Source organism: Sphaerochaeta pleomorpha str. Grapes (assembly GCF_000236685.1).
Classification (GTDB): domain Bacteria; phylum Spirochaetota; class Spirochaetia; order Sphaerochaetales; family Sphaerochaetaceae; genus Sphaerochaeta; species Sphaerochaeta pleomorpha.
Window position 1 is genome coordinate 2178813 of the sequence record NC_016633.1, and the last position, 12216, is coordinate 2191028.

Annotated in this window: 8 protein-coding genes; all 8 read left to right on the top strand. The window is 46.2% G+C overall.

Translation table 11 applies throughout. From position 1 onward, the window contains the following. The first annotated feature begins 5 nt into the window (after positions 1-5). The 8 genes from SPIGRAPES_RS09855 to SPIGRAPES_RS09890 all read left to right on the top strand — a co-directional run bounded on the left by SPIGRAPES_RS09855 (position 6) and on the right by SPIGRAPES_RS09890 (position 12216). Positions 6-3257, top strand: a complete 3252-nt coding sequence (locus tag SPIGRAPES_RS09855) for a helix-turn-helix domain-containing protein (RefSeq protein ID WP_014270611.1) — start codon at positions 6-8, stop codon at positions 3255-3257. A 98-nt stretch (positions 3258-3355) separates the two neighbouring features. Continuing rightward, positions 3356-4288: an ABC transporter permease gene (locus tag SPIGRAPES_RS09860; RefSeq protein ID WP_014270612.1), complete on the top strand. Its 933-nt coding sequence runs from the start codon at positions 3356-3358 to the stop codon at positions 4286-4288. A gap of 10 nt (positions 4289-4298) precedes the next feature. Next, positions 4299-5234: a carbohydrate ABC transporter permease gene (locus SPIGRAPES_RS09865; protein ID WP_014270613.1), complete on the top strand. Its 936-nt coding sequence runs from the start codon at positions 4299-4301 to the stop codon at positions 5232-5234. A gap of 78 nt (positions 5235-5312) precedes the next feature. Continuing rightward, positions 5313-6890: an extracellular solute-binding protein gene (locus SPIGRAPES_RS09870; protein WP_014270614.1), complete on the top strand. Its 1578-nt coding sequence runs from the start codon at positions 5313-5315 to the stop codon at positions 6888-6890. Positions 6891-6970: 80 nt separating this feature from the next. Beyond that, a complete protein-coding gene (locus SPIGRAPES_RS09875; RefSeq protein ID WP_014270615.1) occupies positions 6971-8083 on the top strand; it encodes a glycoside hydrolase family 88/105 protein in 1113 nt (370 codons plus the stop codon). A gap of 289 nt (positions 8084-8372) precedes the next feature. Then, positions 8373-9455, top strand: a complete 1083-nt coding sequence (locus SPIGRAPES_RS09880) for a BMP family lipoprotein (RefSeq protein ID WP_014270616.1) — start codon at positions 8373-8375, stop codon at positions 9453-9455. Positions 9456-9571: 116 nt separating this feature from the next. Continuing rightward, positions 9572-11092, top strand: a complete 1521-nt coding sequence (locus tag SPIGRAPES_RS09885; protein WP_014270617.1) for an ABC transporter ATP-binding protein — start codon at positions 9572-9574, stop codon at positions 11090-11092. Next, a complete protein-coding gene (locus SPIGRAPES_RS09890) occupies positions 11089-12216 on the top strand; it encodes an ABC transporter permease (protein WP_014270618.1) in 1128 nt (375 codons plus the stop codon). Before SPIGRAPES_RS09885 ends, SPIGRAPES_RS09890 begins: the two co-directional genes overlap by 4 nt.

A 12216-nucleotide genomic window follows, 5' to 3' on the forward strand; every position in this document is an offset into this window, starting at 1 on the left:
TTTTCTTGTCTTCCAAAGATATGAGAAAAATAGGGCTGGTACTTGCTTCCATACATACAGGGGCTTCCAATGGGTTTTGGGCAGATGTCGCTGCCGTTGCCCAGCGATCTGGCGATTCCCTTTTTGTTTTTCCTGGAGGGAGACTTGAATGTCCACAGGATTTTGAATACTTGAAAAATACTCTTTTCAACCTTGCGAACCCAAAGAATATCGATGGCCTGATAAGCTGGGGGTCCTCACTTGGGGGATCAGTCAGCATCGAAGAGGTAAAGGCTTTCCATAAGAGATTCGGTTCGTTGCCCTGTGTGACTATCGGCATGAAACAAGAAGGGATTCCTGATATATCCTTTGATGCCTACGCAGGTGTCCACTCTGAATTGTCCCACTGCATTATCGCCCATAAGGCCTCTAGGATTGCTTTTATCAGGGGCCCTGAAAACCATCAGTCTTCCAATGACCGTTATCAGGCCTATCTTGATGTATTGAAGGCCTTCAATCTTCCTTTTGATCCTTGTCTGGTCTCTGATCCTTTCGGATGGACTGAGGGTTCCAAAGCTTTGGACCAGCTCGTAACCAAAAGGGGTTTGGTCCCCGGGAAAGATTTCGATACGTTAGCCTGTGCAAGCGATCTGATGATGTTCGATGCAGGAAAGATTTTGGAGAAACGTGGCATACAGATTCCCTCTGAACTGCGTATTCTCGGTTTCAACGACAGTAGCGAAAGCCATCTGTTGAAAATTCCCTGCACTACAGCAAAAATGCCAGTCAAACAAATGGCTTTGCTTTCCTGGTCACTGGTGGAGGATATGCTTGACAAAGATACTCTCAGTGGCCCCGATCTGCTTCTTCCTGCCGAATGTATTATCAGGCGCTCTTGCGGCTGTGAAGATTCTCTTGGTGGAATCGAAAAAGCAAGGAACATCTTCGTTTCGGAACAAGCTTTTCTCGAGTGGCTGGCTAACGAATTCGAGATTACCGAAAAGACAATGCAACGTGAAATCATTCCCCTTTTTGCGTTGGCAGCAGCATATACGGGAAAGGAAAAACCGGTTTTGGATGAAATAAAAGCAAAACTTGAAAACCTTTGTTATGCATTCCTTGATGCAGGGGGAGATTCGAACCGGTTGTCTGAGGCTCTTTTTTGGTATGAGCAGTTTTTTGCAACTCTTGGTTTTCGTCAGGAGCTCAGTGGGCCTGTGCGTGATGTTTTTCTAAGGCAACAGGATTTGGTTTCAACAGAACATGCCTATGCCCTTTCCCTCCAGAAAAAGAAACTCAACTCGCTTGAATATGATCTGCTCTGTGTCCGAAGCCTGCATTCTATTTCTGCCATCCTTGAAAAACACCTGCCCCTGCTAGGGTTGCCCCAAGGATATCTTGTCATGTACGTTGATGAGGAAACGAGCAATTTCGTTGGGGGGTATGATAGCAATCGGATTTTTCAGGAGGAAGAGCTTTTTGAAAAAGACCTGTTGCTCCCCCCACATCTTTTTAAGGGGCTTGGCCAGGGGGTCTATGTTGTAGAGCCTTTGTTTATGGAGAATCAATCCTTGGGCTATCTGGTTGCAAAAACGGAAAGTTTTGATGGCAGCCTCCTGGAAGATCTCCGTACCGCCTTGAGCAGTACAATCAAGGGAACCTTTCTAATTGAGGCAGCAAACAAGGCAAGGGAGCTGGCCGAATGTGCCCAGCGATCAAGGACTGAGTTCTTCGTAAATGTAAGTGAAGGGTTGCGCAATCCCCTGGATTCCATTTTACATTTGTTTGATAGCCTAAAAGCGAAAAACATCTCAGATATTGACGTTGAGGAAACATTTCAGGCCGTTGAGAATCAAGTTTCCACGGTAAATCATCTCCTAGATCTCACCCTTTCGCAGACAGGGGCCTTGGGTTTGGATTTCCAAATTCTCAACTGCAGTTCCTTGCTACAGGATTTCTTGTCTGAAGGGAATGCGCAATATAAGGGAAACCTTGACTTGCCTGCGGTGTTTGGCGATAAAAAACGGTTGCTGCAAGTGTTTTCTATCATCCGCAATAGGATCCTGTCTGAAGGATATCATTGTATCGTTACCTCTGATGTGGGGGCGGATGGCTTGCATGTTACCCTGCAATCCGATTTTCCTGGTTGGAAGTCAGATCTCTATAGGCAGGATCCGGGGTTTTCCCTGGTGGAGCGAATCCTTGTGATGAGCGGGGGGCTTTTCTCCTGCAAAGGCAACCAGGTAACGATTTCTCTTCCCTGGCCGACTTTGGGGGGAAAGCTGATTTCCTTGCCCGTGCAGGTTCCTTCGGTTTCTTTTTTCATATCGGAAACTGAGGGAAAACAACTTCCTGGCGGATTTGGGAACCTTGGCCCTGTGGATACATTCAGGGCCTCGGATATTGGAAGGAAAGGAATAATCCCCCCTTCTATACAACTGATAGCCTGGGATGCCAGAAAAGGAGACCTTGAACTACAGCTTGCCTTGCATGTGCTGAGGAGAAACCCCACAGCGGTAAACCTTCCTTTTGTGTGTTTGGGGTGTCCTGACGGGTTTTCCAATATTGCCGATGCCCTTGAATCCCTGGGCCTGATGAGTGAAGGGGGGACTATCTATGTTTTTGGGGAACTGCCCCAAGCTCTTTCCTCCCTAGTTTTCCCTGAATTGCTTGTTCATGTTTCCTCCTTTGCACAATTCAAGGAATTGGCTGCCCAGAGACCCCCTGCACTCATGATTTCAACTAACAGCGACTATGAAGACATCGAGGCAATACGGAAGGGTACAATAGCTTCCTCTGTGCCAATTGTCCTGGTGCGGGAAACCTGGGGTGAGGCAGAGGTGGAGAGACTCTGTTTGATTCCGAATATCCTGATCGCCAATACGAGTATTGTCGACAGCAATGAATTTCACTCCCGCCTGATGGGCCTGCTTTGTGGCAGTGAACTGCTTCCCCCTTTGACCGGGATCCTTGTCAAACGGGCAGTGGTTTACTTGTCCAACCATGCAACCTCACAGATTTCTCGTTGGCAGCTTGCCGAGGCTGTACATGTGAGTGAAGATTATCTGACAAGAATATTCCGAAAGGAAATAGGTCTCTCCCCCTGGGATTATCTCAATCGTCACCGGATGTATCTTGCTACTAAATTGCTTAGGCAGACAGGCCTTTCCATCAATGAGGTAGCAAGCCAGACCGGGTTCCAGGACCAAGCTTATTTTTGTAGGGTGTTTAAGAAAATCAAAGGGTATCCACCGGGGTCTATTCGAACCAAAAAATAAAGGTTGGTCGTCTAAAAAGTCGGAAAAGTACAATAGTCTCTCTGCATTGTTCCCATTCCTTGCCGTATTCTTATGAATAGGCGAGGATGGTTTTTTATATGGGTGTTGAACAAGTAAAAAAGAGAGATAATAGAAAAATCAGGGAGATTAAACGCCATAAATCGGTGTATGCAATCCTTATAATCCCTCTTTCCTATTATATTTTATTCAGGTATGTGCCAATTTTTAACGGACAGATTGCCTTTAAAGATTATATGGCCCTTGATGGGATACTGGGAAGCAGATGGATTGGCCTGGATAATTTTTTTACCTTCATCCACTCCTATTACTTTTGGGAATTGTTGCGCAATACTTTGATGTACAGCTTGGGAAAATTGGTTTTCAGCCTTCCTTTGGCCATTGTGCTTGCCATAACCCTTTATGAATGTTCCCGCCCGCATCTAAGGAAAATCGTACAGACGCTTGCCTATCTGCCTCACTTTCTATCCTGGGTAATTATGTATGGGATTCTTTTGGCCCTCCTTGCCCCGGGGGATGGAATCATAAACGATGTCATTAAACTGTTCGGGGGGAAACCCATAGATTTCTTGACGAATACCAATGCCTTTCCCTGGATTGTCATTTTCAGTGATGCTTGGAAGGAAATGGGCTGGACCGCAATCATTTTTATAGCCGCACTTATGGGGATCGATCCTTCGTTGTTCGAAGCAGCCTTGGTTGAGGGTGCAAATTCCTGGCAAAGGGTTCGCTATATAACCCTCCCTTCTATCAGGCCGGTCATAGTCATTGTCCTCCTGCTTCGGCTCGGAACGGTGCTTGACGCAGGCTTCAACCAGATTTTTATGCTCTATTCCACTCCGGTCCTCTCTGTTGCCGATATTATCGACACGTGGGTATACCGTCAGGGTTTATTGGAATTCCAGTTTGGCCTTGCTACAGCCGTAGGGTTGTTCAAAGGTGTAATCGGTATGTTTCTGATTCTCGGTTCAAATCGATTAGTCAGGCGTTTTGGCGGCTCTTCGCTATATTAAGGGGAAAAACATGTATAGTACCGAGCAGAAAATAAACCGGGGAATCCTGAAACCCGTAGCAAAGACCGTTGCACTCAGGCCTACAGCGGCAGACAAGTCCTTCAATATCATAGTGAATGTATTTTTAACAGTTCTGTTATTCGTAATTGCCATACCCCTTTGGAGTACCGTAACCCTTTCGTTTAGGCCGAACGACTATATTGGAAATAATTTGGAAGGAATGTTCCTGCTTCCCTGGAAATGGTCGACTTCTGCCTATAAGGCTTTATTGGGCAACAGGGGTTTTCTGCTTGCTTTTAAAAATAGTCTCTTGATTTTGGTTGGCGGCGTTGCATGTTCCTTGTTGCTTACAACCCCCCTTGCCTATGTGCTCTCGATCCATACTCTGCCTGGAAGGAAATTTTTCAATATCCTTATTGTCATTCCGTATGTTTTCAATGTAGGCATCATTCCCTCCTATCTTCTAGTTACCAGGATAGGGCTCATCGACCACCTTGCCGCTGTTTTCATTCCCGGTGCCATCAGTACCTATAACTGCTTGATAATGCGCTCGTTCTTTGAGGGGATTCCCAATGAATTGAAAGAATCGGCTCGTATCGATGGGGCTACCGAGATCCAGGTTCTCCTGAGGGTTATCCTCCCGCTTTCAAAGGCAATCATCATGACTATCGGTCTGTTCTATGGGGTTTCTTTCTGGAATGATTTCTTCCATGCCATGCTGTACCTGAACAGCAACGACTTACAGCCGTTACCTATCTTGCTTAGAAACATTCTTATGGCTAGTGGAATGAATGAATATGTTGAGGTGAATGCCTTTGGCGATGCCCCGATTGCGGCTATCAAGGCGGCCTCGGTGTTCCTTAGTGCAATCCCTATGGTTATTGCCTATCCGTTCATTCAGAAATACTTCACAAAGGGTACCTTGCTTGGAAGTGTGAAGGGTTGATGTCGTGAAATCTAAAATCGATACTACTGGTTTTTCAAAACTGATAAGTATTGTGATGCATAGTAAGGAGGATTGATTATGAAGAAAAACATGCTTTACCTGGTTGCTTTGGTTGCTTTATTTTCACTGGCAGTAGTTCCTGTGGTAGCACAAGGAACGACAGATACAGCAAAAGCATCCGCTCCTATGACCGTTGAATTGTGGTATGGTGCTGCAATTACAGAGGCTGGGCCGCCTCCGTCCGACTGGGTTGGTTTTTCCCTCATCAGGGATAAACTGAATATCGATTTGAAGCTTACAGCCCTTCCTTCCAATGAAAGCGACCAGGATGTAAAAATCCAGGCTGCCGCTGCTGCCAACAACTTACCTGATTTGTTCATGGTAAGGCGTGATGTGCTTGTTCGTCTGGTAGGTCAGGGGTTGGTAGCCCCGGTCGATGACCTGTATGCAAAAATGCCGGTCAGGACGGAGAATCACTATGATTCTGTCAGCAAGGCTATGGCTCGCTTCAATGGGAAAAGCTATGGGCTTTCCGATCCCGGTTCAATTGCCAGGAATGAAGGTTTGTTGATCCGGAAAGACTGGCTGGATAACCTTGGGCTTGCTGTCCCTACGACTCTGGACGAGCTGATGACGGTCCTCAAGGCCTTCACATTCAATGATCCGGACGGGAATGGGAAAAATGATACCTGGGGCTATGGAGCATTCCAGGAAATCAACAATTTCGAAGCTTGGCCCGGCAGAAGGCTCGAACCCCTCTTTGGTGCCTTTGGTGTCGATGGTACTTGGGATATGACCCTTTCGAGTGCAGGCCTGAATATTTTGAAGCCTGAATTCTATGATGCAATGGTTTATCTGAAGGAAATGGTTGATACCGGGGTTATTGACCCGAACTGGCTTGCTTACAAGAAAGATGATTTCCGTGCTGCCTGGAAACAGGGAAGATTCGGCATCATGCGTGAACAGAATGCAGCTTTTGCAGCCCAGTCGAACTATGCCCCGTTTGATAAGAATTTCCCGAACGGCCAGTGGGTTGTAATTGATCCGCCGAAGGGACCGCAAGGAAAATCTTCCATCGGACCCTACACGGCAAACTTCCGTATCTATGCAATAAGTGCAAAAGCGGCCAAGGAAGGGAAAGCGGATAAGATTGCCCAGTTGCTTGAATGGATGGCTTCCGATGAAGGTTATTTCCTTCTGGGTTGGGGTGTTGAAGGGGTGAACTATACCAAGGATGCCAACGGAATCCCAGTTGCCACCGGTCTTCCTGATGCCAATCTTGCATTCTCTGCCCCAGGTGGCCAGACAGTTACTCAGCTACGGAACATGGTCTTCTACAATGGTGATATTGAGCTGTACGCACGTTATCCTAAATATATGACCGAGGTCAGCAAAAAAGAAATGTCTGCCCTTACGGTATTGAGAGACATGCAAAGCCGGAAATGGACGCCTGCCATTGGTTCCGATACCCTGCCGATTCCCAATGCAGACCTCAAGAGGTTCTATGAGCAGGGACTCAGTGAGTTTATTACCGGTAAGAGAGTGCTTACCCCTAGCAACTGGACGAAGTGGATTGAAGAATTCAAGAAGCTTGGCGGACAGGATTGGAATGACAAGGGTGTTGCGTTTGCTAAGGAAAACAATCTTTTGAATTAGCTGGTAGATTTTGTTTTCAGCGGCCTTCTTGAAAGAGAAGGCCACTGAGGTTTTCTTATTTGTTACAGGAAGGAACGATCATGAAGTTTTCTGAACCCCTCTCTCTCTTGATGGCCAGAAGTGTCGTTTCCCGATATCACAAAGGTATGATGAGATGGCACTATGAACACGGTCTTGTCATACTTGGCTGCCTTCTGGCTGGGGATCTATCCGGTGATAAGGGTATGTATGACTGGGCCTATGGATTGTATGACCCCCTTATCGGAGAAAATGGAGAAATAGCTACCTACCGGCAAGGCGAGTACAATCTTGACCAGATCAATGCCGGCAGGAACCTTTTTACTTTTTATCGAAGATCCGGAGAAAAAAGGTTCTTCCTGGCTGCAAAAACCTTAAAAGAACAGCTGGACAACCAACCAAGGACCCTAAGTGGGGTGTATTGGCACAAGGAAATCTATCCCTGGCAGATTTGGTTGGATGGGGTGTATATGCAAGGACCCTTTTATGCCCAGTATTGTAAGGAATTCAATGAACCGGAAGGCTTTGATGATATTGCGGGGCAGATCCTTGTAGTATATAACACCCTGAGGGATAGTGAATCAGGCTTGCTTTACCATGCCTATGATGAATCCAGGGGGCAACGCTGGGCTGACAAGGATACAGGTCTTTCTCCCCATTTCTGGGGAAGAGCCATGGGTTGGTTCTGCATGGCTGTCATCGACACTCTCGATTACATTCCTGCCGACCATGGCGACAGGGAAGCGCTGTGTGGCATTGTGAAAACCTTGATTCCGGCGTTTCTCCGGATGCAGGATACAAGTGGCATGTGGTTCCAGGTTTTGGATATGGGCTCTATGGAAGGGAATTATCTTGAAACTTCCTGTTCAAGTATGTTTTCCTATACGCTCTATAAAGCAGTACGTGTCGGCATTGTGACTGAGCCTGAGTTGCGATCGAGATGCCTTTTTCAGGCAAATAAAGCGATGCGCTGCATCGAGGAAAAATATCTGCGGCAAGACAGTGAAGGTCAATTGCACTTGGGTGGAATCTGTTCTGTAGCCGGGCTTGGGGGCAACCCGTACCGCGACGGTTCTTTTCATTACTATATAAGGGAAAAAGTCGTAGAAGATGATTTTAAGGGAGTCGGGCCTTTCATTCTTGCCTGCATCGAAAAGGAACAAGTTCTTCCCTAGGGTGGGGCAATCACTGTAAGCGATTTCTTTTCTATACTACAGGGGTAGGTGTTTTGTATAATAAATTTTCCCATAGTTTGTATTCTTTTGATGTAATTCTTTATTGCGAGGGATCCATGCTATTTCTGTTTTGAAATTTCAATCAGTCTAACTGTCTGTATATCCACAATTTGAAGCTTAATTTTGAGGAATTTGAAAAAGATTTCTTTGTTTGACAATGAGAATGGCAGAATGTAGAATATACGGTATAAAGACTCTTTGTGTTCATCACAAAATAGGAGAGAACGTAATGAAGAAATTGACTGTTGTGCTTTGTGCCTTACTCATGCTCAGTTCTATGGCATTTGCCCAGGGAACTTCAGAAGCAGGTCCTGCAAAAAGCAACCTTCGGGTTGGTATGGTTACTGATAGTGGAACGATAGATGACAAATCCTTCAACCAGGGAACTTGGGAAGGTATTGTTCGCGCTGCTGCTGACTATGGCCTTACGACCAAATACCTCAAACCTTCAGGGACCACCGAAGCCGATTACCTGAAAGAAATCGGAAACCTTGTCGATGCCGGCTATAATTTGATTATTTGCCCCGGATTCAAGTTCGAGACTTCCCTGTATGAAGCTCAGGACAAATATCCCAAAGTAAAGTTTGTCATCCTTGACGGCGAACCCCATACCGCAGATTACCAGACTTTCCGCATTGAAAAGAATGTTGTTGCAGTATACTGGGCAGAACAGGAATCAGGATTCCTCGCCGGGGTTGCAGCAGCTTTGCAGATGAAAGACGCAGAGTTTGGTTTTGTTGGCGGAATGGAAATCCCCGCTGTACAGAAATTCAACTGGGGCTTCCAGCAGGGCATCAAGTATGCCAACGCAACCCATGGTACCAAGATTGTTCTCAAGCAGGAAAACGATCTCTATCAGGGTTCATTCGATAACATCAGTGCTGGACAGCAGATTGCTGCTTCCATGTACGACAAGGGTGTTGACGTAATTTTCGCAGCCGCTGGTGGAGTTGGCGTAGGCGTTATCAACGAAGCAAAGAACAGAGCAGCAGCTGGACAGAAAGTATGGGTCATCGGTGTTGATGTAGACCAATACAGCGAAGGCGTGATGCCCAATGGGAAATCTATCATCCTGACTTCTGCCATGAAGTATCTTGATCGTGCTTCCTATGATATGATTACCAACGAATTGAACGGTACCTTCCCTGGTGGACAGGTCCTCCGCCTCAATGCAACCAACGACGGTATCGGAATCCCTGTAGAGAATCCGAACCTCTCCAAAACAGTTTCTGACGAAGTTGCCAAGGTGTATGCAATGATGAAGAGTGGCGAGATTGTAGTTGCAGCTTCTGCTGATGGACTGTACAAATAAGCCCAAGGAAACGTTTTTTTAAGTAGCAAGGGCCACCAAACAACGGTGGCCTTTGTGTACTTTCATTTATAAAATCCAAATAACACGCTTGGCGTGTCCTCATAGGGAGTCTACCGATGAGTCATGTTATTGAAATGCTGAACATTCGCAAGGAGTTTCCAGGGATCGTTGCAAATGACGATATTACCTTGCAAGTGGAGCAAGGGGAAATTCACGCAATACTAGGCGAGAACGGTGCCGGAAAATCTACGTTGATGAGTATTTTGTTTGGATTGTACCATGCTGACGAGGGTCATATCAAAGTCAGGGGAAAACAAGTCTCTATCAATAGCCCAAACGATGCAAGCAACCTTGGCATCGGAATGGTTCACCAGCACTTCCAGCTTGTCCATAATTTTACTGTCACGGAAAATATTATCCTAGGAAGGGAAGGACATTTTTTCTTGGATCGGAAAACAGCCTCCAAGAAAATCAAAACCCTGTCTGAAAAGTACGGTCTGAATATAGACCCCGATATGATTATCGAAAATATAACCGTAGGAATGCAACAGCGCGTAGAGATTTTGAAAATGCTCTACCGCGATGCCGATATTTTGATTTTTGACGAACCTACCGCAGTACTTACCCCCCAGGAGATAGATGACTTGATGCAAATCATGCGCAATCTTATCTCAGAGGGAAAATCTGTCATTCTTATTACCCATAAACTCAATGAGATCAAAGCGGTAGCCGACCGTTGTACGATAATCCGTCGAGGCAAGGTAATCGGGGTCGTCGATGTGAAAACCACCTCCCAGGCGAAGATGGCTTCGATGATGGTGGGGCGCCCGGTAAGTTTTAAGGTAGATAAGAAGCCAGCCCAAGTGGGAAGGGTCATTTTGGATATCCATGACCTGAATGTCATGAACAATAAAAAAGTACTCGGCGTAAAAAGCTTCAACCTGTGTGTCAAAGCCGGAGAAATTGTTGGTATTGCCGGTGTCGATGGCAATGGCCAGACTGAGTTGATTGAAGCTATCACCGGGTTGCGTGGGGTTGAAAGTGGTACCATTAGCCTCGATGGGAATGATATTACCAATGCCCAGATTCGGAAGCGGAATGAAATCGGTATCGGGCATATTCCCGAGGATCGCCAGAAACGTGGACTTGTCATGACCGAGACGCTTAGTGATAATGTTGCGATCAAGGAATTTTACAAGGCCCCATTCAGTAAGAACGGGATTCTCAAGGAAGAATATCTGCAGCAATATGCACAAAAGGTCATTACTCAGTTTGATGTCCGTAGCGGAGAAGGGATCCATTCCTTGGCTGGCAAATTATCGGGAGGGAACCAGCAGAAGCTGATTGTAGGAAGGGAAGTTGTTTCCGACCCTGAGCTTCTTATCGCTGTGCAGCCCACTCGAGGGCTCGATGTCGGGGCAATTGAATATATCCATTCGCAACTGGTTGCCCATCGGGATAAAGGCCATGCTGTCTTGCTCGTTTCTTTTGAACTGGATGAGATTTTCAATCTTTCCGATCGGATAGCGGTTATGAACTCCGGAGAACTTATCGATATTGTAAAAACCAGCGAAACCGATGAACAAGAAGTTGGCTTGATGATGGCTGGCGTCAAGCATAAGGAAGGTGCCCAATGAAAGAACGAAAAACCAGAGAATTGAAGAGCAACGCCTTCCTTGTTGCCATCAGTGCCGTGGTGCTTGGCTTGATTGCAGGTGCCATATTAATGGCTTCTATCGGAAGTAATCCCTTTGAAGGGTTTTTGTACCTGAGCAAAGGCGCTTTGATGAATATCGAGAGGATTGGCAATACCCTTGCCACCTCGACAACGCTGATGCTTGTGGGCCTTTCTGTTGCCTTTGCTTTCAAGACCGGGTTGTTCAACATTGGGGCTGCAGGACAAATGCTAATAGGGGGTCTGTGTGCGACACTGGTTGCCCATCATGTATTCCTTCCGAGGCCGTTGTTTTTGGCAGTTCTTATACTGTCAGCCTTGCTCGGGGGGGCTCTGTGGGGCGTTATCCCAGGGTTTCTCAAGGCAAAATTCAACGTGCATGAGGTTGTTGCAACCATCATGATGAACTGGATTGCCTATTGGTCTATTTATTACTTTGTACCTGCTTATCTCAAAGGACCTTCTTTGGAAACAGAGTCTGCCAGTATTGCAATTTCACAGTCATTGAGAGCCCCTTGGCTAACCAAGCTATTCAACGGTTCCTACATGAACCTAGGGTTATTGGTGGCAATCGTATCGGTACTTATCATTAAGTTTATCCTTGACAAAACAACCCTTGGCTTTGAATTGAAAGCAGTCGGTTCGAATAGATTCTGTGCAGAATATGCAGGTATCAAGGTAAACCGGAACGTAATTATTTCCATGATGATCGCGGGAGGCCTTGCAGGTCTTGCAGGTCTGACCTATTACACAGGGTATTCGAGGAACATGCAGATCGGCGTTATGCCTTCACAGGGGTTTGATGGAATTGCCGTCGCCTTGCTTGGGGCAAGCAATCCGATCGGGGTCGTGTTCAGCTCGGTGTTCTTTGGAATTCTGCAGTCGGGAAAGGGTTTTATGAATGCCATGACCAGTGTACCTCCCGAAATTGCAGATACCATTATTGCAGTAATCATTTACTTCACAGCTACCAGTGTATTGTTCAAGAGAATGTGGGATGGTTTGTTCCATAGAATCCAAATGAAGAATGAAAAGAAAGGGCTGGATTTGAAGGAAAACGAAAAAAAACCAGAGGAGGTGAAGTAA